The organism is Agrobacterium sp. 719_389, assembly GCF_900188475.1.
GTDB classification, from domain to species: domain Bacteria; phylum Pseudomonadota; class Alphaproteobacteria; order Rhizobiales; family Rhizobiaceae; genus Agrobacterium; species Agrobacterium radiobacter.
Window position 1 is genome coordinate 182506 of sequence record NZ_FYEM01000008.1, and the last position, 22275, is coordinate 204780.

Consider the following 22275-nt stretch of genomic DNA (forward strand, 5'->3'; position numbering starts at 1 on the left):
AAAGACCTGCAATAACGGATGATACGGCGCGCAAATGGCCTCTCTCGAAACGATCCTTGACGATTTCGCTTTCCTCGACGACTGGGAGGACCGTTATCGTTATGTCATCGAACTCGGCAAGGCGCTTCCCGATCTGCCCGAGGATAAGCGCACGGCCGAGAACAAGGTGCATGGCTGCGCCAGCCAGGTCTGGCTCGTCAGCCATAGCGACGGCGCGGAAGACCCCCTGCTGACCTTCGAGGGCGATTCGGATGCGCATATCGTGCGCGGCCTCGTCGCCATCGTGCTCGCCGTCTATTCCGGCAAAAAAGCCTCCGATATCGCCGATCTCGACGCCATCGAGGTGTTCGACAAGATCGGGCTGGTGGAGCATCTGTCATCGCAGCGCGCCAACGGCCTGCGCTCGATGATCAAGCGCATCCGCGAGGAAGCACGGCTGCTGGCCGCCTGAGCGCTCATCCCGCCGTTACCCCTGGCGCCATCGAGGGGCGATAATCCGCATCGCCCCAATGGTGATTGTTGCCACGGGCGCGAACGGCTGGCGGCGCATAATGGCGGGCAAGCGCCAGCAATGCTGCGCGCAGCAGCAGTTTTGCCGAGCGCGCCGGCCATTGCCTCTCCCGCTCCACCGTCTCCAACCCCTTTTCGAAACAGCAGACATCGATGGCGACGCCCGACAGTTCGGGTCCCATCGCATCCGCCGCGCGGGAAAACCGCGCCCGCGCCGCCATCGCCGCCTCGGTAAGATCGAGCAGGCCCCCCGCCTCCCCCTTGGTGCGGCTGGCTACTTTCGGCTCCCATGTCGCCGTCACCTTCGGATTGAGGTGACCGCGATGAAAATCGGCGGCGAGGCGCTCGCCTGCCTCCAGAGCGTCTGCCGGGAAAAACACCGCGCCATCCCGCTCCTTCAGCCTTGAAAGGCTGGTCAGCGGTGAGGTGTTGAGGTTGCGACGCGCCGGTTGCTTCACGTCACCGACATCCACAACAACGTTCTGCATATCCCGATGCTGTTCCTGAAAAACCTCGTCGCGATCTTTTGCCATTGCACGCTTCAGATAAGAGGCGAGTGGCGGCGCGGCGGAAAGGGTGTTTTCCCGCTGTTCCACCAGTCCGGACGAAACGGCGAGCCGCACCGCCGCCGCCGGAAACCGCAGCGTGGGATGCCCTGCCCGCGCCCGGTGCACGACAATATCTCCGCCCTCCAGCGAAATCTCGGCCGCGCCCGCAGCGATGCAACGCAGCAAGCGCAGGAGGTGAGGATTTGAGGAAGCAGCCGGGACGCGTTTCACCTCACTCATCCCGGACCCCTTTCATCACGTTGAAAATACTGCCCGTGAGGCGCTCGAGCGCGGCGACGAACTCATCGAACGCCGGTTCGTCCCGCCGGTCCTCCACCACCTGGCAGGCATGGCCCACCGTCGTCCTGTCCCGGCCGAAGCAGGGCCCAATATCCGACATGGGAATACCGAGCTGTACATGGCACACATACATGGCGATCTGGCGGATATGGCACTCCGTGCGCCTGATGTCGCGGCGCACCAGCGTTCGGTCACCCGTCAATTGCACCATCTCACCGGTGAGCTGCCGTACCAGACGGCAAAGACGGGAAATCTCATCCCGCCCGCCCGCAGACGACCAATGACGAAAAGGACGATCCCCGACCCGCACGCAAGGCCGCGCGGCGGCAGACAGAAACACAGTATCCGACGGCATATGCAACTCCTCTACGAATAGGAATTAATTCATACACCCGGGAACAGTTATGGGGAAGCGTAAATTTTGCGAGGAAGAATATGCGGTTGATATGGCTATATATTCGCCGAAATGGCGAACACAATAAAGGATTTTTTTCCTCAGTGGAAATTTTACGCGACAATAAAAAAGCCGGTCTGCGGACCGGCTGGACATTCATGCGACGGTAGAAAAGTTTCATGGCGGCATATGGGGCGGACAGATGCGCCTTGCCGCCTTCTCCCCTGTGGGGAGAAGGTGCGGCAGCGGGTTGAGTGGCGAGGGAATACAAGCCCCGCCGACCCGTCGTTACGATCAGCGGCTGGCCTTGCGGCGCTGGCCGAGACCCATTTCCTTGGCGAGCCGCGAACGGGCTTCGGCATAGGCGGGCGCAACCATCGGATAATCGACCGGCAGGTCCCATTTTTCGCGATATTCTTCCGGCGTCATGCTGTGATGCGTCGTAAGATGCCGCTTGAGCGACTTGAACGAGCCGCCGCATTCCAAACAGACGATATGATCGTCCTGAACCGACTTGCGGACCGAGACGGCAGGCTTCTGCTTTTCGACATTGACCGCCACCGATGCCGGTGCCGATGTTCCGCTGAGTGCCGTGTGAACATCCGAAATAAGGCCGGGAAGCTCAGTTACCGGAACGACGTGGTTGCTAACATAGGCAGCCACAATATCCGCAGTCAGTTCGACCAGCAGATCCTGGGCGTTACCGTATGCAGTTTCCGTCATTTAAGTATCTCCTGTTTATTAATCCCCTGAAGCGGGCGAACGCCGCATCGAGCGATGTGAAGTTACCCGGTGCCCCACCTTCGCCTTGTTGAAACCAACATGAAACCTACCCCTAGATTTCGAGCGAAAACCGGAAACGAATTGGTCCGAGATTCAACTTATGGCCCGCGACATGGGCAGCAATGGTCCGACGGGCCATAGATTAGACATTAATAAAATGCCTATGCCGACTATGAAGAGGCTAGATGCAAATCGCGATTAGCAACTTTACACTTAATTTGGATAACAGCAAAACAGCAAAAGTCAAATTCCTAGTGTCAATTTTTCAGTTCAAAACAGTCTAATTGGAATACAAAAAATTACGGGTAATAAAATACTATGCCTAGTAGTAATTGAAAATGAATACCCCCACTTATTAGGGGGATTTTCAACTTCAAATTTTCTTGATGTCATCAACTACCGATTTAACGGCAAGTGGATAACCTGCCTTGTGAGCGGCCATGGCAAGAAGATGTGCAGAGACTGGCGCGGTGAGGACAAAAAAGAAAAAGCCGGCCAGAGCCCGTGCCAGCGTCGGGATTTCCATGGAATGAATGCCGACCGCGAGAAGCAGCAGGCCGGAACCCACCGTTCCCGCCTTGGATGCCGCATGCATGCGGGTATAGACATCTGGCAGTCTATTGAGCCCGATTGCCGCGATCAGCGAGAAAACGGCGCCTGAGATCGTCAGCGCCGCAACGAGAATAGCCACGATCCACGCCATCATCGCCTACCCTTTCCTTTTCTACCGCCGGTACGTGTTTGCGTTGTTTTTTCAATGGCTTCAGATGCCCTCTCGCCATCGAGAACCGCCGTCGGCCTGCGGCCATCCGGGCCGCGCGACAGCACGAAGCGGGCAAAGGCCACCGTTGCCAGAAAACCGACAAGACCGAGCGCAATGGCAATATCGACGTAAAGATTGAAACCGGTGCGGATGGCGATAACAGCGATAAAGCCGATCGCGATGCCCACCAGCATGTCGAGCGCGACGATGCGGTCCGGCAAGGTGGGGCCGACGACGACGCGATATACTGTCAGCAAAAAAGCGGCCGACAGAACAACCGATGCAAGTATAGTTGCAAATGAAACTGTTTGTTCTGGCGTCATATCTGAAACGCCTCCATGATCTTTCTTTCAAAGCCGTTCCGGATGTCGTTTTTCGTGGCTTCGATATCGCTGCAGTCAATCGCGTGCACGTAAAGCGTTTTCCTGTCCGCGGAAACATCGACCGACAGCGTGCCGGGGGTGAGCGTGATGAGGTTGGCAAGCAGCGTGATCTCGAAATCCGTCGTCACCGTCAGCGGATAGGCGAAAATGCCGGGCTGCACGTCGAGCTTGGGCCGCGTCACCAGCACGGCGACCTTCCAGGCCGAAAGCGCCAGCTCCTTGAAGAACAGCAGCGCCAGCGACGCCACGCGGGTAAGCCGCAGCCAGTGGTTACGCCCGCCCGGAAGCTGGTGGCGGATAAGACCGAGCGCCAGTGTCGAAACGATCAGGGCGAAGATGATGTTCGGCAGGGTGACGCTGCCGGTCACGGCGAGCCATACGGCAACGAACAGCACTTGCACGAGATAGAGGCTCATGGTTTGCCTCCTTCGGAAAAGACCGACTGGATATAGGCCTGCGGATTACCGAGGCCTGCGGCCGCCTGCTGGCTGAGATTGAGCAGGCTTTCCGGAAACAGGCCGAAGAATACCACGAGCAAGGTCAACCCCACCAGTGGCGCGAAAGAAGGAGATGCAGCCGGTGACGCCTGCGGGAAGGAAGGCTGACCGGGGGATGCCGCAGCGGGACGCCAGAAACACAGAAGGAAGATACGCCCGAAAGCGATGGTGGCGATGAAGCCGGATGCGAGGATGGCGCCGGCGAGCCACCAGGCGCCGATATCGATCGCGGACTTGACCAGAACCGCCTTCGGCCAGAAGCCGGAAAAGGGCGGCAGGCCGGAACCGGCGAAAAACAGGGCGAGCGCCAGCGCCGAAAACCATGGGGCCTGCCGGTAAAGCCCCCTGAGATCGATGAGGCTGAAGCTGCCGCCGAGACGGGCGGCATGGCCTGCGGCAAGATAAAGCGCCGTCATCAGCACCATGGAATGCAGCGCGTAGAAGATTGCGCCTGTGACACCGGAGGGCGTGCCGATGGCGATGCCGGCCATCATGTAGCCGATGCCCGATATGACGATGTAACCGAGCATGCGGCGGATATCGTTCTGGGCGAGCGCGCCCATGGCGCCCAGCACCATGGTGAGCGCCGCCGAGATGGCGATGACGATGCTGAGCTCTTCCCGCTCGACGGGGAACAGCATGACCATGACGCGCAGCAGCGAATAGATGCCGACCTTGGTGAGCAACCCGCCAAAAAGCGCGGAAACGACGATGCGCGGCGTGTGATAGGAGGCCGGCAGCCAGAAATTCACCGGGAAGGCCGCGGCCTTCATGGCGAAGGCGAGCGTAAAGAGGCTCGCAAGCGTCATCAGCGGCGCGGTCTCCCGCAGCGCCGTCGCCTTCTGGGCGATATCGGCCATGTTGAGCGTGCCGAAGATGGCATAGAGATACCCGACCGTGATCAAAAACAGCGTCGTGCCGATGAGGTTCAGAATGGCGTATTTCAGCGCGCCGTCGATCTGCTCGCGCGTCGAACCGAGCACGATCAGGCCGAAGGACGAGATCAGCAGCACTTCGAACCAGACATAGAGGTTAAAGATGTCGCCGGTCAGGAACGCGCCGGTGACGCCGGCCATCAGCAGCAGCAGGAAGGGATAAAAACCGTATCGCCTGCCGCTCGCGTCGATATCCGCGCCGGCATGGATGGCGCCCGCCAGTGCGACGATGGCGGCGGCAAGCGACAGCAACGCCCCCGTCAGGTCGGCGGTAAAGGCGATGCCGAAGGGCGGCAGCCAGCGGCCCATCACCATGGTGAACGGGCCTTCAGTGGCGACCTTCCATAAAAGTGCTGCATCGAGCAGCACCAGCAGGAAAAGCGCCACGATGGCGACGGTCGCATGATGGCGGATGGCGTGGCGCATCATCATCAGCACCGCGCCAGCGCCGATGCAGAGCGCGATGGGGAGAATGATCAGCCAGTCGGACAGCAGCACGGGTGCCGTAACGAGCGCTGCCGAGAGGTCAGTGACTGCTGTTGTGGTGGAGGATGCCATGTTGTCTCAGCCTCGCCGCTCAATAACCGAGCGGCGGCAAGGGCTCGCCTGCGGGTTCTGCGGTGCGCATTTCGTCCGTGTCATCGGTCTGCAGTTCCTGAAACGCACGCCAGGTCAGCACCAGAAGGAAACAGAAGAAGGAAAAGGAAATGACGATTGCCGTGAGGATCAGCGCCTGCGGCAGCGGATTGGCCGCACCCGCGGGCAGCGTGTCCATGCCGGGCGGAATGATCGGCGGCACTTCGCGCGTCAGCCGGCCTGCCGTGAACAGCAGAAGGTTCACCGCATTGCCGAGAATGGCGATGCCGAGCAGCATGCGGATGCTGTGACGCGACAGCATGAGATAGATCGCCACCGAAAAGAAGATGCCGACGAGAATGGAGAAGACCGCTTCCATCAGTCGCTTTCCCTTTCTTCCAGCGCCAGTGCAATGGAGGTGATGGCGCCGACCACGACGAGATAGACACCGATATCGAAGGACATGACGGTGGAGAGCGGTATTTCGACACCGAACAGGCTTGGATAGACCCAGAGCCCGGTCATGAACGGCACACCGGCGGCGATGGAAACGAGGCCGGAGAGCATCGCCATCAGCAGCCCCGCACCGGCAATCGACAGCGGATGAAACATGATGGCGCGCCTGACCGCTGTGACGCCATAAGCGATGCCATAGATCGCCAGCGCCGAGACGGCGATCAGACCGCCGATGAAACCGCCCCCCGGCTCGTTATGGCCACGCAGCAGCACGAAGATGGAAAACAGCACCATGAGGCTGGTGACGACAGGGGTGACGGTGCGCAGAATGAGCGTGTTCATGCCCGCGCTCCTTTCTTCTTCGCGGTTTTGGCCGGCCCCTTGCGTGCGGCGGCCGGACGGATGCGGATCAGCGCGAGGATGGCAAGACCCGTTATCATCACGACAGCGATTTCACCGAGCGTATCCGTGCCGCGGAAGTCAACGATGATGACGTTGACCACATTGGCGCCGTGGGCGATGACCTTGGAATAGGTGTTGTAGAAGTCCGTCAGGCGGTTGTCGAAACTCGCCTGCGTCGCGCGCATCAGGAACAGGGCAAAGCCGGTGCCGCAGGCAATGGCGATGGTGCTGTCGAGAAGCTTCTGGCCAAGGCCGCGATGGTCTGACGGTGACAGGCGAAGCCGCGTCATCACCAGCGTCAGAATGACCACCGACAGCGTTTCGACCATGAACTGCGTGAACGACAGATCGGGCGCGCCGAAGAGCAGGAAGATGACCGCCACCGCAAAACCCTGAATGCCGAGCGCGATGATGGCGGTGAGCCGGCTGGAAGCCGTCAGGACGGCGATAAGGCCCGCCACGGCAATGGCGATGAAGGTCAGCTCATGGATCTGCATATCGTGCGGCCATGCCGGCATGGCGGGAAGTTCGCCATAAAGGAACAGCGGCACCAGCAGCACGGCGGCGATGACGGCGAAGGTGGCGGTGACGTAGAATTCCAGCCTGCCCGGCTGAATGATCCGGGTGATGTGGAACGAGACCTTCACCAGCATTTCGATGAAGACGTCAAAGCCCCTGTCCGGCCCGGCCCCCAGCGCCTTGAAGGTGCGGTCGATCAGCCCGCGGACAGCGGAAAGCTGCGTATAAAGGACGATACCGAGCGCCATGGTGAGCAGCGACAGGCCGAGCGGCACGCCGATATGCGGAATGAGCGATATTTCAATCGGGCGCGCCTCGCCGGCGATGGCGCTCGCCATCGGGGTGGAGATGTAGAAATGCGCGATGCCGGAAAAGAGCGCAATCGTCAGCCCCTTCAGAGCCAGCAGCGCCGGGCCGAGCCAGAGCAGCAGCGGGCCTTCATGCGCGTGTTTCGGGGTCTTCACCGGCTTGCCGAGGAAGGGTTTCAGCCCCACCGCAAAGGCGACGGCGAACATCAGCCCATTGCCGAGGATGGCGATGCCGGTGAACAGCACGGCGCGCGGATTGCCATGCGCCAGCGCATAATAAATCTCTTCCTTGGCGAGAAAACCGAAGAAGGGCGGCAGGCCGGCCATGGAAATCGCAGCCGCCAGCGCTGCCGCAAAGGTGATGGGCATGGCTTTTCGCAGGCCGCCGAGTTTCGTCACGTCGCGGGTGCCGGTCTCATGGTCGATGATGCCGGCGACCATGAAGAGCGCGCCCTTGAACAGCGAATGCGCCACCAGATAAAGCACCGCCGCCTCGATGGCATGGTCAGAGCCAAAGCCCGTCAGCATGACCAGCAGGCCGAGTGACGACACCGTCGTATAGGCAAGCATCAGCTTGAGATCGGTCTGGCGCACGGCGAGCAGCGCGCCGGTGAGCATGGTCAGCCCACCGAAGAAGGGCAGCAGGATCTGCCAGGCGGCGGTATCGCCAAGCACCGGATTAAGGCGCATCAGCAGATAGACGCCGGCCTTCACCATGGTTGCCGAATGCAGATAGGCGGAGACTGGCGTTGGGGCTTCCATGGCGTTGGGTAGCCAGAAATGGAAGGGAAACTGCGCCGATTTGGTAAAGGCGCCGCCGAGAACCAGAAGCAGCGCGGCCAGATAAAACGGGCTGTCACGCAATACATCGCCGCCGCGCACCAGCATCGACAGTTGCGTGATGCCGCTGATATCCCAGATGAAGATCAGCCCGGCGAGCAGCAGGAGACCGCCGCCGCCCGTAACCACCAGCGCCTGCAGCGCGGCGCGTCGCGAGGCTGCGCGCTCATGGTCGAAACCGATCAGCAGGAAGGAGGTGATGGAGGTGAGTTCCCAGAAGACGAACAGCATCAGCAGGCTGTCGGAAACCACAACGCCGAGCATCGCTCCCATGAACAAGAGCAGGAAGGACAGGAAACGGCCCTGCTGCGGATGGCCTTTCATATAACCGCCCGCATAAAGCACGATCAGCAGCCCGATACCGGTGATGAGCAGCGCAAAGGTGAGCGACAGGCCGTCGATGAACCAGGAGAAGCTGAGATTGAAGCTCGGCACCCAGGCATAACCGCCGGTCACCACGCCGCCTGCCGCGATCTCGGGCAGCATCAGCGCAAAATGCACGAAGGCAAGAGCCGGCGCGATCGCCAGAACCCATGCCGCATTGTGACCGAACCTTTTCACCAGCGTCGGCGCGGCAAGCGCTGCCAAAAACGGCAGAAACAGCGACAGGAATGTCAGCGGCGTGACATCTGATGGCATTCACATCTCCCGGGATGTCCCCCATCCCTGCGCGCCAATGAATGGCGTTCTTCTTTCAAATCGGCTTTTCAGTTAATGCATAGACACAGGCATCTCAACCCAAATCGGTACTCCCGGCCCATAACGAACGCGTTATGACGCCCATCCCCTTTTAATCCGCCTCAGTGATGATTATTTGAGGCGGGAACAGAAAGGATCATTCCATGAGCGATCTGATATCCCCCAAAGTGACCAAGACCGATGCCGAGTGGCGTGAGCAGCTGACGCCGGAGCAATATCGCATCCTGCGCGAACACGGCACCGAGCGCGCCTTCACCGGTCCCTACTGGGATACATTCCAGAAAGGCCTCTATCGCTGTGCGGCCTGTGACGAGCCGCTGTTCCTCTCCGACACGAAATTCGATGCCGGCTGCGGCTGGCCGAGCTATTTCGAACCGGTAAAGCCGGGCGCCGTGACGGAACATCGCGACGCGAGCCACGGCATGGTGCGCACGGAGATCCGCTGCGCCAATTGCGGCGGCCACCTCGGCCACGTCTTCCCGGACGGCCCGCCGCCCACCGGCCTGCGTTATTGCATCAACGGCCATTCGATGGTGTTCGAGCCGGTCTGATTGGGCAATGGGTAACGCCTATACGGCATGCGACGTCGGTTTGCGGACGTCCACCCCAAGCACTCAGCGTCATCCTCGGGCTTGTCCCGAGGATCTGCAACCGATTGATTTAATTCGACGTGGTTAGATCCTTGGGACAAGCCCAAGGATGACGGAGGAGAGGTTGGACGTCCCGCGCCGGGCCACTTTATCTAGGCAACCCGCCCGGGAACTAGTTCAGCTTCAGCTCCATGCAGGTCAAATCCAGCCAGCGGCCGAACTTGGTGCCCACTTCCGAAAACCGGCCGACGACCCTGAAGCCGAGGCTTTCATGCAAGCGGATGGAGGCGGTGTTTTCCGCCTCGATTGCGGCGATCAGCACATGCACGTCATTGCCCGACGCATGGTCGATCAGCGCCTGCATCAGCTTTTTGCCGAGACCGTGGCCACGCGCATCCTTATGCACATAGACAGAATGTTCGCGTGTATGGCGATATCCGTCGAAAGCGCGCCAGTCGCCATAGGAGGCGTAGCCTGCGACCTTGCCGTCGAGGATTGCGACGATGACGGGAAAGCCGCGCGACTTGCGGGCGGCGAACCATTCCTTACGGTTCTCCAGATCGACCAGCACGTCATTCCAGATCGCCGTCGTATTCAGCACCGCGTCGTTATAAATCTCCATGATGCCGGAGAGATCGTCCACCGTCGCATCGCGCAGTTCCACCGTCATTTTATCCTTCGCCCCTGTCGTTTCAGAAAGCGTCATTGCCTGACGCGATCCCCACGAGCCTTAAGCGATGAGGCGGCGCAATGTCCAGCGCCTCGCTCGCCCTGTCGAAAACGTAGGCTTCAGGAGGCCAGCGGAACGAGGCTGAACGAGGTGACCACGGCGAAATAGTGAACCGCGGCGGCGGAAACCACGAAACCGTGCCAGATGGCGTTCTGGAACCGGAGCTTTTCCCAGACATGGAAGATGACGCCGAGCGAATAGATGACGCCGCCGGCAACGATGAGCCAGAGAGTGACCGGCGAAAGATGTGTCGACAGGGGCTCGACCACCATGACGCCGCTCCAGCCCATGGCGAGATAAAGGCCGATGGCGACCCGGTCGTAACGGCCGGGAAACAGGCATTTGAGCAGGATGCCGCAGAGTGCTGCAAGCCAGATCAACCCCAGCATGACGGCAATCAGGGGATCTTGGATACCGCGCATCAGAAAAGGCGTATAGGTGGCGGCGATGAGGATGAAGATCGCCGAATGGTCCAGCCGGCGCAGGAACCATTTTACCCTGGAATGCGGCCAGATATTATAGGTGAAAGACACGGAAAGACAGGCGACAAGGCCGAGACCGTAAATCCACGCGGCGGCGATCGCGCTGAGGCTGCCCCAGACCATCGCGTAGAAGATCAGCGCCGTCGCGCCGATAAGCGCAAACACGATGCCGACCCCATGGACGATGCCATCGGCGACAATCTCGTGAAAATCATACTGGCGCCCGAACCGCCACATCTCGCTCATGATCCATTCCCGTCTGCGTGCTTTCATCAAAGCATGGGGCCAATATTAGACAGGAACAAGACAGCGGCCGGTTAACGGCAATCAAATTGCGTTCGAGACTGTTGCGAAAAGAGAGGTGCGGGTTGCCCTGCGGCCAGAGCAATCGCCCGTGGAACGGACGGATACCGCTTGTTTCTTCTCCCCACCGGAGAGAAATCCACGGCAGCGGGATGAGGGGGCAAGTGTAGATGTATTCGGAGAGCTTGCCCCCTCATCCGGCCCTTCGGGCCACCTTCTCCCCGGCGGGGAGAAGAAACCCAGTCACGCTTTCCGCTGCCCTCACAACGCCGCAGCGCATTCCTGGCAAAACGGCGTGTAAGGCACCGCCTTCAGCCGATCTTCAGAAATCTTCTTGCCGCATTTGACGCAGGTGCCGAAGGCGCCGCTCGCGATGCGGTCGAGCGCCGCGTCGATGGCACGCAGCTCGTCCTGCCCCACCTGCCCCAGCTCGTCCAGCACCTCGTCATTGCTGCGTTCGCTGGCGCGATCGTCGTCATCGGGATTGCGAGGCTCTTCGAAATCGGCCTCGATCTTGTGCAGGCGGCGATAAAGCTCGCGCTGGCGGTCACGCAGGATTTTCTCGTAAGTTTCGACATTCATGGTCTTTTCCTCCAGCCCGTACGGGCGGAAAACCCGCCCGCAACCCAAAAACCGTCAGCTTTTACCGGTCAACCAGCACCGAGCATTTGGCATGGCGCACCACGCGGTCGGCGGTGGCGCCGATGAAATAATTGCTGAAGTCAGGCGTGTGCGACGCGATGATGATGAGATCGGCCTTGTATTCCTCGGCGGCAGCGATGATCTCGCGCGCGGGTGCGCCGCTTCTGATTTCCTGGCTGCCCTTGAAACCGGCCCTGGTCTTGAGGTCCGAAAGCTTGGTCTTGGCGTCCTTGATGGCGTTTTCGATCAGGTCGACCGGCAGGTCGATCGCCATATAGCCCGGCAGTTCCTCGACAACGTTGATGAGAACGATCTCGCCGTCCGGATCCAGCAGCGCCTTTGCCTTTTCGAGAATCTTTTCCCCCTTGTCGGTGGCGCTGAGGTCTACCGGTACGATGATCTTCTTGTACATGGCTGTCTCCTTTGGCTTGATCCGCCGTTTAGCGTGTCGGGCTAGGCTTATATTTCCCCGCCCGCACGGCCTTCACCTTGATCGAAGTCAAAGCCGGAGCCGGGACCGAACGGGGCATTGTCAACGAATAGTGGACGGTCAATCGCCAGACGATGATCTTTGCTGAACGACGAAACCAGCCCATATTCGCCTTCGACAAACGCCGCAAAGCGGCGTCGGCCGATAGTTTCGGCGACCGATCCGCCCCAAGGCGCTTCGGATTCAATATGGAGATCATGATGAGTGAAATCAAACAATTCGCCCTGACGCGGCCGGCCTATGTCGGCCAGGCGCATCTCGTCGTTCACGATCTGCCGCGCGTTTCGGATTTCTACCAGAAGATCATCGGCCTTTCCGTTCTTGAAAAGAACCCGAGCGGCGAGGTGCTTGGTGTCGGCGGCCAGCCGCTTCTGACGCTTTCCACCTCCAGCATGGCGGAACGCGCGCCGCGCAATGCCGCGGGCCTGTTCCACACGGCCTTCCTGATGCCGAGCCGGGATGACCTGGCCCATTGGCTGGCGCATGCCGCCCATAACAATATCCAGTTTCAGGGCGCATCCGACCATCTGGTGAGCGAGGCGATCTATCTCGCCGACCCCGAAGGCAACGGCATCGAGGTCTATCGCGACCGTTCGCCGGATGAATGGAACTACCAGCCTGATGGCACGGTTGAGATGGCCACACTCGGCCTCAACCTTCAGGCGCTTTATGACAGCGCACCGAAGACCGCATTCACCGGTGCTGCCGATGGCGCCGCCATCGGCCATATCCATCTGCAGGTCGGCAATATTCCGCAGGCGGATGAGTTTTATCAGGATGTGCTGGGGCTGAAGATCATGGCGCGGTATCCGGGTGCGAGTTTCTTCGGCTCCGGGGCCTATCACCACCATGTGGCCGCCAATATCTGGAACAGCCGCGGCGCTGCGGCCCGCAAGGACAATATGACGGGACTTTCCGGCTATTCGCTGAAATTCAACGAGCAGGCCGCGCTCGATACGGCGGTTGCCGCACTCGACCGGCTGGAAATCGCCACCGAAAGGCAAAGCGACGGCATCGTCCTCAGAGATCCCTGGGGCATTGGGCTAAAGCTTTCCGCATAAAGCAAAAAGCGGCGGCAGAAATTTCTGCCGCCCCGGAACCGCCACATTTTTCGAACGTTTGTCACCTTATTGGGGGACCGTTCGATGAATGAAAATGCCAGGCCGGAGAAGACCGGCAGCTTGGCCAGCACCGGGGCACACGCCGGCGCTACCGCCGGAACCATTCCGGCGACAAGAGCGGACCCGCTGGAAGTACCCGCTTCCGGCCAACGCCGCGACGATGCGCGCAGCCAGCAGCCGCTTGGCCGCGAAGCGCTGGATGTGGTCGTCGCCTGGTCGGTGATCGGCATTTTCCTCATCATGCTGATGGCGGTCATCCACGAGTTGTCGCTCATCCTCATTCCGGTGGTGATGGCCATCGTGGTCGGCATGATCCTTGGCATCGCCGCTGAAAAACTCGGCTCCTACGGCATTCCCGGTTTCGGCGTTGCGCTTATCCTGTCAAGCCTCGTGGCGGCGGTGATGTTTTTCGTCATCAATTCGCTGACCGAGCCGCTCTCGCTCCTGGCTTCCGAAGGACCGGCGCTGATTGAACGCAGCATCGATCGTTTCCTGCCCTATCTGCAAAGCCTGCGATGGCTGAACATTTCGGCGGCCAGTTTCAGCATGGGATCGATGTCGATGGAATCGCTGATTTCGCGCAGCGGCGAGATCATCTCCGTGCTCGGCTCCAACATCACCCCCGCGGTCATTCAGGGCCTGATCTTCCTCGCCGCCCTGCTGATGTTTCTCTATAGCCGGCTGCGGCTGCGCAAGGCGATCATCATGGCCTTTCCGGCCCGCCACCAGCGGCTTCGCACCATCCGCATCATCGGTTCGGTGGAAGAGGTGCTCGGCACCTATTTCGCCACGGCGGCGCTGATCTATGCGGGGCTTGGGGTGACGATGGTGGTCATCGCCTATTTGGGCGGGCTGGCCATGCCGCTGCTCTGGGGGCTGTTTGCCTTCCTCTCCAGCTTCGTGCCGTTTCTCGGCATCACCGCCATGACGATTTCGCTGACGGTGGCGGGCATCATCACCCATGACAACATCGTTCTGGCGCTTCTGCCGGCAGCGATCTTCTTCACCATTCACCTGCTGATGGAAAACCTCGCCTTTCCGGCGGTCGTTGGCCGCAACATGGAGATAAACCCCTTCCTCGTCTTCGTGATGATCATCTTCTGGACGTGGATGTGGGGGGCGGCCGGCGCCATGCTCGCCCTGCCGCTGTCGCTGATCGTGATGACAGTGACGCGGGAACTCTTCCCCTCGCGCCGGGTTGTGCCCAACCTGCCGGATTGACCGGCGGTTTTCCGGCGGGAAGTGCGAAGCGCCCCCGGGTTTGAGCTGTAAGGAGATTGTCCTTTGACGGGGGCGTGTGGCGTTTACCCCCCTCTGCCCTGCCGGGCATCTCCCCCTCAAGGGGGGAGATCGGCAGGAGGCGCTACCGCCATTTCATTCTCAACGTTGAGATAGGCGAAACCTCGCCGCAGATCGATCTCCCCCCTTGAGGGGGAGATGCCCGGCAGGGCAGAGGGGGGTAAACCCCACGCGCCGACCGTCAATCGACAACCTCCTGAAAACCAGCAGCCAGGCCGCTCAGGAAGCGAGCGGCATGCCCTGGCGGTTCGCCATGCGGCGCTCGTGCTCGATCAGCCATTTCTTGCGCCACAGCCCGCCGCCATAACCGGTCAGGCTGCCATCCGCGCCCAGCACACGGTGGCACGGCACGACGATGGCGATCTGGTTCGCGCCGTTGGCGCGGGCGACCGCACGCACGGCGGACGGTCTTTCCATCGTGGTTGCAAGCGAGGAATAGCTGACGATCTCACCCGGCGGGATTTCCCGCAGGTTGCGCCAGACATCGCGCTCGAAGGGTGTGCCGTGGCCGGCAAGCCGGGTTTCGAAGGCGGCCGAATGCCCGGCGAAATAGGCCTTGAGCTCCGCTTCGATCTGGCCGGTCACCGCCGTACGGCCGAGCACCATATCCGCGCCGGTGCGCGTTTTCAGCCGCTTCAGCTCGGCGGGAAGCGCCGGCCGGTCGGCGAATTCGAGGAGATGCAGGGCGTGATCGTCGGCGACGACGAGCATCGGGCCGATCGGCGTATCGATCCAGTCGCCCTTCAGGAACCCCTTGCCCTTCATGGCCGTGGGTGAAGCGCCGAAGAACTGGTTGATGGCGGCGCGGAAACCGCTGCCGGAATCGTAACCTGCATCGATCTGCGCACCGATCACCGCTTCGCCGGAAGCAATGCTCTCCGCCGCATCGCCCAGCCGGCGCAATCTCGCAATTTCCAGAAAGCTCATGCCGAAACGTCGCTTGAAAGTGCGGCGCACGGTGGAAGGATCATGGCCGAGCGCCACCACATCCTCCTCGCGCCAGCGCCGCGCCGGTTCGTTTTCCAGCGCCGTCAGAAGCGAGGTGACGGTCTCATCGGCGGAGCCATAGGACAACATCGGCTTGCAGCGTTTGCAGGGGCGGAAACCCGCCTCCAGGCATTCGGCGATGGTCTCGCGGAACCGGCAGTTCTCGATCTTCGGTTTGCGCGCCGTGCAGGTGAAACGGCAGAAGATCTTCGTCGAGGTCACGCAGACATAGGCCACGCCCTCATAGGCGGGGTCCTTGTTCACAAGGGCGGAATAGAGCGTTTCGGTGTCGGGGCGTTTGAACAGCATCATGAGAAGGATGCTAGCGCAAATTTAAGCGGCACGCCGCCGAAAAACGGGCATGGATGTGGGGGATGTTGTCGGCTCGTTTCGTCCGCGCCGTTTGGCCAAGCCGGTGCGGCATATTTCTTCTCCCCGCCGGGGAGAAGGTGGCGCGCAGCGCCAGATGAGGGGGCGACGGTGGAGAGATGCGGGGAGCTTACCCCTTCATCTGCCCTTCGGGCATCTTCTCCCCGGCGGGGAGAAGAAACGGGCGGCGACCTTGCGGATCAATTCCCCGGCGGCGCGAAGGACGGGTCGTCCAGCCTTGTGAAAATCACGCCCCGCGCCTTCAGCGCCAGAAGGCCTTTCACCACGCCCTCGCCCGCTTCATGGGTGGGCTGGTTGATGTGGGAGATGATGACATCCCCATCCTTGGCGGAAGCGATGTGTTTCGCCGTCGTGGCCGCACCCAGCAGCGATCCGCCATCGCCATTGACGGAATAACCCGCGACCCGCATGCCAAGCCGGTTGATGGTGGCCATGGACGAGCCAGTGTATTTCGCCGTCGCACCCCGGAACCATTGCGGCTGGATGCCGGTGGCTGCGACGATCGCCTGACGGCCGCCCTCCACTTCCTGCTCGACAGCCGCTTGCGAACCCGCAGCTGCGATGCCGTAGATGGAAACCGGCTTATCCACCGCCGGCACATGGTTTTCGCCGTGATTTTCGATCTCGAACAGATCCGGATGCGCCATGAGCGTGGCCAGCGCCTCGCTGTTATGTTTCAGCCAGCGGGCGGTGACGAAGATCGTCGCGGGAATGCGCTCGCGCACGAGCGTATCGAGGATGCGGTGGTCGGTCTTGCCCATGCAGGCATCCAGCGTCATCGCCACCCGCACCCGGCCGTCATGCTGCGGCGTCATTTTCAGCGTCGGCTCGACAAGCCCCGTTCCCGCGAAAGCGGCTGAAGAGGCGGAGAGAGACAGGGCGGCAATGAAGAGACGACGCAGCATTTTATGTTCCGGAGTGTGAAGAGGTGGCAATCCGCCTGCAAAGCGCCCGAATTATGGCGCGGTTTCCAGCACGGACAGGGCTTCCAGCGCCTCTTCCACCCGCTGGCGCTCCGCGCTGGTCAGCGGCAGGATCGGCCGCGGCGGTTCACTCACCGTCAGCGACAGGATATTGGCGGCAGCGTAAACAACCCGGATGCTGCCGAATTCCCTGAACAGCGCCCAAAGCGGCTGGAAGGCCGCATCGATCCTCTTCGTCTCTTCCGCATTGCCGGTCTCAGCCGCCCGCATCAGCCGCAGGGCCGCAACCGGCAGCAGGCCGGCAACCACGCTGTACCAGGTGTCGCCGCCGGCAAGCGTCGCTTCGGCGCAGCCCCAGTCGCCGCTGTAACCGATGGCGAAATCTTGCCCCAGCTTGGGCCTTAACCGCGCAAGTTCGCCGGCATAATCGGAATCGGCCGGCAGCGGCATCTTGATGGCGCGGATATTCGGGATATAGGCAAGCCGCACCAGAAGCTCGTCGCTGAAGGCAAAGCGGGTCGTGGTGGGATTGTTGTAGATGGCGAGCGGCAGGGCCGTCGCACCGGCGACGGCGGCGAAATGGTGATAGGCCTCTTCCTGCGTCAGCGGCGTATAGGAGACGGGCGCCAGCAGCAAAGCATCGGCGCCGGCGGCCTCCGCATCCTTCGCCAGCGCCACGGCTTCATCGGTGCGCAAGGCGCCGACACCCGCCATCAATATGCGCCTGCCCTTGAGGATGGCGGCCGCGGCCTCGATGGCGCGGCGTCTCTCTTGTCGCGTGAGATACATGTAGATGCCGGTGCTGCCGAGAACGCCGACGGAATCGACCGCCGCCGCATCCAGCCGCTCGATCAGGGCAGAGAAAGCTCCAACATCGACCCGCCCCGCCTCGTCGGCCGGCGTGATCGGAAAAGCCGAAAGTCCCTTGAATCGTGTCGCCATGTCTATGCCCCTCACTTCGATTGGAAGTCAGGGTTACAGAGCCGGCCGCACGGCCGCAACAAAAGCGGCGGCTAAAGGCTGGCCTGAAATCGAAAAATTCCGTGCTCAGTCATAAAGATACAACTTCTTCCACTGCTCTTCGGGAATTTTATCGCCCACACGGTAGTCAAAGGACTGGATGCTGAGGCTGTCGCTCTTCAGCTGGCACTTATATTTGAGCTTGTACCATTCACCCGCACTCCTGAAGACCGCACCCGGCGCCTTGATGGAGTTCTTCCCCACTTCCGGGTCGCCGAACGTATAGGCGATGACCTTGTCCGGCCGCATGCCCTTCTGTTCCGTCGCTATCCTCTCCATCGCCTCTATATCGCAGCGCTGTTCCAGGCGCTCTTCGGGGGCCAGCGCATTCAGCTGCCGCATGACGCTGGCATCGATCGCGAAAGCGGGGGTGAAGGCCTGCAGGCTAAGGAAAAAGGCAGAGAGGGCAGCGGGAAGAAGCTTTCGCATGGGGTCCTGTCAGTTTTTTCGTTTGTTCTTGTCGATTGCGGCAGGCCGGACGGCCGACGCGCATCATCGCCGATTTGCCGGATATTGCCAAAATGTGATCGAAAGCTGACGAAATTGTGCCCGAGCCGCATTCCGCCTGTGGAGATTTGAAACTTGATCGGCCGCAAGCCGCACTCTACATCTTGGTGCCGCCCAGGAATTTTTACAGGAAAGCGAGTTTCCCTTGCCGATTTTCAAGAACCTGCCCATTGCCCCCACAGCCGAAAAACGGCCCGTCCAGGACACGCATCACGGCATTACCCGCACCGACGATTACGCATGGTTCCGGGCCGATAACTGGCAGGCCATGTTCAAGGACCCCACCCTGCTCGACCCGGCCATCCGCGCCCATCTGGAGGCGGAAAACGCCTATATGGAAGCGGCCATGGGCGACACCAAGGCGCTTCAGGAAAAGCTGTTCGAGGAGATGAAGGGCCGCATCAAGCAGGACGATTCCTCCGTTCCCGTTAATGACGGGCCTTACGCCTATGGCACGCTGTTCGTGACCGGCGGCGAGCAGCCGCATTATTTCCGCACCCCGCGTGACGGCGGCGAAAAACATGTGCTGCTTGATGGTGACAGGGAAGCGGAAGGCAAGGATTATTTCCGTCTTGCCGGTCTCGACCAGTCCTCCGATCACAGTCACGGCATCTGGGGTTATGACGACAAGGGTTCGGAATATTTCACCCTGCGCATCCGCAATCTCGAAACCGGCGAAGACCTTGCCGATATCGTGGAGAACACCGGCGGCGGCGGCGCTTGGGCGCCCGATGGCAAGAGCTTCTTTTATACGCTGCAGGACGAGAACCACCGCCCCTCGAAAGTCTTCCACCACATCATCGGCGAGCCGCAATCGGCCGACCGGCTGGTCTATGAGGAAAAGGATCCCGGCTTCTTCATGGGCGTCGGCGCGTCGGTTCTCGACGATTTCATCTTCATCGACATTCACGACCATGAGACCAGCGAATATCGCATCCTCTCAACGAAAAACCTGACGGCCGAGCCCGCTATCGTGGCGGAGCGCGAAGAGGGTATCGAATATTCGATGTGCGAAGGCGGTGATGTCTTCTTCATCCTCACCAATGACGGCGACGCCAAGGATTTCCGCATCGTGGAAGCGCCGGTCTCCGCACCTGGCAAGGAAAACTGGAAAGAAGTCGTGCCGCATGAGCCGGGCCGCCTGATCCTCTCCGTCGACGCCTATGCCCGCCATCTAATCTGGCTGGAACGCCGTGACGGCCTGCCGCGCATCGTCATCCGCGACCGACGCACCGGCGAGGAACATTCCATCGCCTTTGCCGAAGAGGCCTATTCGCTCGGCCTGCATGGCGCGGCGGAATACGACACGGATGTCATCCGTTTCTCCTACTCCTCGATGACGACGCCAAGCCAGCTGTTCGATTACGACATGGTCACGCGCGATCGCACGCTTCTGAAGACGCAGGAAGTACCATCAGGCCATAATCCCGATGATTACATCACCCGCCGCATCATGGCGCCTGCGCATGACGGCGAACTGGTGCCGGTCTCCCTGCTCTATCGCAAGGATGTGGCGCTCGACGGTTCCGCCCCTTGCCTGCTTTATGGCTACGGCGCTTACGGCATCACCATTCCCGCCTCCTTCTCCACCACAACGCTGTCGCTCGCCGACCGTGGTTTCATCTATGCCATCGCCCATATCCGCGGCGGCAAGGACAAGGGTTTCGAGTGGTACGAAACCGGCAAGATGGAAGCCAAACAGAACACTTTCAAGGATTTCATCGCCGCTGCCGATCATCTGGTTCAGGAAGGTTTCACCTCCTATGAGGGCATCATCGCCGAAGGCGGTTCGGCCGGCGGCATGCTGATGGGGGCTGTCGCCAATATGGCGCCGGAGAAATTCGCCGGCATCATCGCCGCCGTTCCCTTCGTGGACGTGCTGACGACCATGCTCGATGACACACTGCCCCTGACCCCGCCGGAATGGCCGGAATGGGGCAATCCGCTGGAATCGGCGGAGGAATACGGCTGGATCGCCGCCTACAGCCCCTATGACAATGTCGGCGCCAAGGCCTATCCGCCGATCCTCGCGCTTTCCGGCCTTACCGATCCGCGCGTGACCTATTGGGAGCCGACCAAATGGGTGGCGAAGCTGCGCGAAAGGACAACGGGAGAAGCGCCCATCCTGCTGAAAACCAACATGGCGGCGGGCCATGGCGGCAAATCGGGCCGTTTCCAGCGGCTTGAAGAAATCGCCTTCGAATACGCCTTCGCCCTGAAGGTGGCCGGCAAGGACGCCGTGTGACGGCCTGACATTGAAACGGGCGGCGATTCCGTCGCCGCCCGACCCTATGAAAGATAAAAATACCTACAAAAATCTTCTTTTCGAACATTTATTCCAGAAAATATCGATTGCATCTTTTATTTAAATTTCACTTGTCTAAACATTGGATTTTTATTTCTAGTTATTGCAACTAAAAATATATCCAACTTAAATCATAATAAATCTCATGTATTATTCGAATTAGAGAAATGTTCCAAAAATCGAATGCATGGCTGCGATGCGCCATTTCGCGTTGCAATATCACTTTTTGGCCGTATTATGCCGGTCGTTGACATATTCATGCGCCTTTTCGCCGCTTTTCCTGCGGCAATGCCGCAGCGTGTTCTGCGGATATTCTTCTCGCCGTAATTTTTCGGCTTTTTCAACGCGCCATGTCAGTTCGCCCTTGGCAATCCGGGCTTTGCAGTGCTCCCGCTTTGCCAACTGAAAACACTGCATCAGACTTGGAGGTCTCCTATGAAGAAACTCCTGGCCTCGACCATTCTCGTAACGGGCTTTACCATCGCTGCCGGTGCAGCACATTCCGCCAATGCCGCCGATAGCTGCGGCAGCATCACCATCGCCGAAATGAACTGGGCATCCGCGGGTGTCGCGGCTTACGTCGACAAGTTCATCATGGAAAATGGCTATGACTGCACGGTCAATGTCGTCACCGGCGACACCATGCCGACTTTCGCTTCCATGAACGAAAAGGGCCAGCCGGACATGGCGCCCGAATTGTGGGTCAATGCCGTGCGCGAGCCGCTCGACGCCGCCGTCAAGGACGGCCGCATGATCGAAGCGTCGAAAATCCTCAGCGAAGGCGGCATCGAAGGCTGGTGGATTCCGAAATTCATCGCCGATGCACACCCCGACATCAAGACCGTCGAGGATGCGCTGAAACATCCCGAACTCTTCCCCGCCCCGGAAGACGCTAGCAAGGGCGCCGTGCATAATTGCCCGTCCGGCTGGAACTGCCAGGTAACGACCACCAATCTCTACAAGGCGCGCGAGGGCGACAAGAAGGGCTTCACGCTGGTCGACACGGGTTCGGCCGCCGGCCTCGACGGTTCCATCGCCAACGCGTTTGAAAAGAAGCAGGGCTGGCTCGGCTATTATTGGTCGCCCACCGCCATTCTCGGCAAATACGAAATGGTGAAGCTGGACGACGGCGTCGAACTGGACCGCGCCCATTTCGACGAATGCACGGCCAAGGTCGATTGCGCCGATCCCAAGGTTAACGCCTATCCCGTGGCCGATGTCTTTACGGTCATCACCAAGGACTTCGAAGGCAAGGCCGGGGTGACGATGGATTACATCAAGGCCCGCAACTGGGACAACAAGACAGTCGCCGAAATCCTCGCCTGGATGGATGAGAACCAGGGCACCAACGAGGATGGCGCGGAATATTTCCTCGAGAACCATGAGGACATCTGGACGAAGTGGGTTCCGGCCGAGGTGGCGGAGAAGATCAAGGCTTCGATGTGATTGGTTGATGGGGGAGTCGGCGCAAGCCGCTTACCCCCCTCTGCCCTGCCGGGCATCTTCCCCTCAAGGGGGGAGATCGGCCGGGGGCACGTTCACCGCTTCATCCTCAACCATCGAGATGGGCGAG

Annotated in this window: 25 protein-coding genes; 6 read left to right on the top strand and 19 right to left on the bottom strand. The window is 60.4% G+C overall.

Features of this window, described 5'->3' with window-relative positions; all coding sequences use genetic code 11:
- Positions 1-34 precede the first annotated feature (34 nt).
- A complete protein-coding gene (locus CFB10_RS16155) occupies positions 35-451 on the top strand; it encodes a SufE family protein (RefSeq protein ID WP_003509253.1) in 417 nt (138 codons plus the stop codon).
- Positions 452-455: 4 nt separating this feature from the next.
- Here the strand turns inward: CFB10_RS16155 and CFB10_RS16160 are convergent, their stop codons facing one another.
- The 10 genes from CFB10_RS16160 to CFB10_RS16205 form a co-directional block, all read right to left on the bottom strand.
- Entirely contained in the window at positions 456-1298 is an 843-nt protein-coding gene (locus CFB10_RS16160; RefSeq protein ID WP_026363499.1) for a DUF6456 domain-containing protein, read from the bottom strand.
- Complete coding sequence (locus CFB10_RS16165; protein ID WP_026363498.1) at positions 1291-1713, bottom strand: helix-turn-helix domain-containing protein; 423 nt, start codon at positions 1711-1713, stop codon at positions 1291-1293. Before CFB10_RS16165 ends, CFB10_RS16160 begins: the two co-directional genes overlap by 8 nt.
- A gap of 333 nt (positions 1714-2046) precedes the next feature.
- The gene (gene ros / locus CFB10_RS16170) at positions 2047-2475 is read right to left on the bottom strand and encodes a MucR family transcriptional regulator Ros (protein WP_003509257.1); all 429 of its coding nucleotides are present in this window, start codon (positions 2473-2475) and stop codon (positions 2047-2049) included.
- A gap of 433 nt (positions 2476-2908) precedes the next feature.
- Positions 2909-3241: a monovalent cation/H(+) antiporter subunit G gene (gene mnhG / locus CFB10_RS16175; RefSeq protein ID WP_026363497.1), complete on the bottom strand. Its 333-nt coding sequence runs from the start codon at positions 3239-3241 to the stop codon at positions 2909-2911.
- On the bottom strand, positions 3238-3621 hold the full coding sequence (locus CFB10_RS16180) for a cation:proton antiporter (protein ID WP_020009660.1): 384 nt from the start codon (positions 3619-3621) through the stop codon (positions 3238-3240). Before CFB10_RS16180 ends, mnhG begins: the two co-directional genes overlap by 4 nt.
- Positions 3618-4097 (bottom strand): Na+/H+ antiporter subunit E, encoded by a 480-nt coding sequence (locus tag CFB10_RS16185; RefSeq protein ID WP_020009659.1) that lies wholly within the window; start codon positions 4095-4097, stop codon positions 3618-3620. Before CFB10_RS16185 ends, CFB10_RS16180 begins: the two co-directional genes overlap by 4 nt.
- The gene (locus tag CFB10_RS16190) at positions 4094-5671 is read right to left on the bottom strand and encodes a Na+/H+ antiporter subunit D (RefSeq protein ID WP_020009658.1); all 1578 of its coding nucleotides are present in this window, start codon (positions 5669-5671) and stop codon (positions 4094-4096) included. Before CFB10_RS16190 ends, CFB10_RS16185 begins: the two co-directional genes overlap by 4 nt.
- 19 nt (positions 5672-5690) lie before the next feature.
- Positions 5691-6068 (bottom strand): Na+/H+ antiporter subunit C, encoded by a 378-nt coding sequence (locus CFB10_RS16195; protein WP_003509263.1) that lies wholly within the window; start codon positions 6066-6068, stop codon positions 5691-5693.
- Positions 6068-6487 (bottom strand): Na+/H+ antiporter subunit B, encoded by a 420-nt coding sequence (locus CFB10_RS16200; RefSeq protein WP_020009657.1) that lies wholly within the window; start codon positions 6485-6487, stop codon positions 6068-6070. The genes CFB10_RS16195 and CFB10_RS16200 overlap by 1 nt, the downstream gene beginning before the upstream one ends.
- On the bottom strand, positions 6484-8853 hold the full coding sequence (locus CFB10_RS16205) for a putative monovalent cation/H+ antiporter subunit A (RefSeq protein WP_020009656.1): 2370 nt from the start codon (positions 8851-8853) through the stop codon (positions 6484-6486). The genes CFB10_RS16200 and CFB10_RS16205 overlap by 4 nt, the downstream gene beginning before the upstream one ends.
- A gap of 203 nt (positions 8854-9056) precedes the next feature.
- Here CFB10_RS16205 and msrB point away from each other — a divergent pair, with 203 nt between their 5' ends.
- Positions 9057-9464, top strand: coding sequence for a peptide-methionine (R)-S-oxide reductase MsrB (msrB, locus tag CFB10_RS16210; protein WP_020009655.1), 408 nt, complete (start codon positions 9057-9059; stop codon positions 9462-9464).
- Between the two features lie 211 nt (positions 9465-9675).
- Here the strand turns inward: msrB and CFB10_RS16215 are convergent, their stop codons facing one another.
- The 5 genes from CFB10_RS16215 to CFB10_RS16235 all read right to left on the bottom strand — a co-directional run bounded on the left by CFB10_RS16215 (position 9676) and on the right by CFB10_RS16235 (position 12368).
- Positions 9676-10173 (bottom strand): GNAT family N-acetyltransferase, encoded by a 498-nt coding sequence (locus CFB10_RS16215; RefSeq protein ID WP_026363496.1) that lies wholly within the window; start codon positions 10171-10173, stop codon positions 9676-9678.
- A gap of 119 nt (positions 10174-10292) precedes the next feature.
- Positions 10293-10961 (bottom strand): hemolysin III family protein, encoded by a 669-nt coding sequence (locus CFB10_RS16220; RefSeq protein WP_026363495.1) that lies wholly within the window; start codon positions 10959-10961, stop codon positions 10293-10295.
- 318 nt (positions 10962-11279) lie between these two features.
- Positions 11280-11600 (bottom strand): TraR/DksA C4-type zinc finger protein, encoded by a 321-nt coding sequence (locus CFB10_RS16225; protein ID WP_020009652.1) that lies wholly within the window; start codon positions 11598-11600, stop codon positions 11280-11282.
- A gap of 61 nt (positions 11601-11661) precedes the next feature.
- Complete coding sequence (locus CFB10_RS16230; RefSeq protein ID WP_020009651.1) at positions 11662-12072, bottom strand: universal stress protein; 411 nt, start codon at positions 12070-12072, stop codon at positions 11662-11664.
- 47 nt (positions 12073-12119) lie between these two features.
- Positions 12120-12368, bottom strand: coding sequence for a hypothetical protein (locus CFB10_RS16235; protein WP_081629468.1), 249 nt, complete (start codon positions 12366-12368; stop codon positions 12120-12122).
- On the opposite strand from CFB10_RS16235, the gene CFB10_RS16240 reads away from it, so the two are divergent.
- Complete coding sequence (locus tag CFB10_RS16240) at positions 12351-13211, top strand: VOC family protein (RefSeq protein ID WP_026363494.1); 861 nt, start codon at positions 12351-12353, stop codon at positions 13209-13211. The genes CFB10_RS16235 and CFB10_RS16240 overlap by 18 nt on opposite strands.
- Before the next feature lie 84 nt (positions 13212-13295).
- Complete coding sequence (locus CFB10_RS16245; protein WP_020009649.1) at positions 13296-14492, top strand: AI-2E family transporter; 1197 nt, start codon at positions 13296-13298, stop codon at positions 14490-14492.
- Positions 14493-14789: 297 nt separating this feature from the next.
- Here the strand turns inward: CFB10_RS16245 and CFB10_RS16250 are convergent, their stop codons facing one another.
- The 4 genes from CFB10_RS16250 to CFB10_RS16265 all read right to left on the bottom strand — a co-directional run bounded on the left by CFB10_RS16250 (position 14790) and on the right by CFB10_RS16265 (position 18319).
- Complete coding sequence (locus tag CFB10_RS16250) at positions 14790-15869, bottom strand: bifunctional transcriptional activator/DNA repair enzyme AdaA (RefSeq protein WP_020009648.1); 1080 nt, start codon at positions 15867-15869, stop codon at positions 14790-14792.
- A gap of 257 nt (positions 15870-16126) precedes the next feature.
- A complete protein-coding gene (locus CFB10_RS16255; RefSeq protein ID WP_020009647.1) occupies positions 16127-16852 on the bottom strand; it encodes a polysaccharide deacetylase family protein in 726 nt (241 codons plus the stop codon).
- A 51-nt stretch (positions 16853-16903) separates the two neighbouring features.
- Positions 16904-17812 carry a dihydrodipicolinate synthase family protein gene (locus CFB10_RS16260; RefSeq protein WP_020009646.1) on the bottom strand — a complete coding sequence of 303 codons (909 nt, stop codon included), beginning with the start codon at positions 17810-17812 and terminating at the stop codon, positions 16904-16906.
- 105 nt (positions 17813-17917) lie between these two features.
- Positions 17918-18319 carry a DUF930 domain-containing protein gene (locus CFB10_RS16265; protein ID WP_003509289.1) on the bottom strand — a complete coding sequence of 134 codons (402 nt, stop codon included), beginning with the start codon at positions 18317-18319 and terminating at the stop codon, positions 17918-17920.
- A 223-nt stretch (positions 18320-18542) separates the two neighbouring features.
- Here CFB10_RS16265 and CFB10_RS16270 point away from each other — a divergent pair, with 223 nt between their 5' ends.
- Together CFB10_RS16270 and CFB10_RS16280 are read left to right on the top strand one after the other, a co-directional pair.
- Positions 18543-20642, top strand: a complete 2100-nt coding sequence (locus tag CFB10_RS16270) for a S9 family peptidase (RefSeq protein WP_020009645.1) — start codon at positions 18543-18545, stop codon at positions 20640-20642.
- Between the two features lie 495 nt (positions 20643-21137).
- Positions 21138-22148 carry an ABC transporter substrate-binding protein gene (locus CFB10_RS16280; RefSeq protein WP_020009643.1) on the top strand — a complete coding sequence of 337 codons (1011 nt, stop codon included), beginning with the start codon at positions 21138-21140 and terminating at the stop codon, positions 22146-22148.
- The last annotated feature ends 127 nt before the right edge of the window (positions 22149-22275 follow it).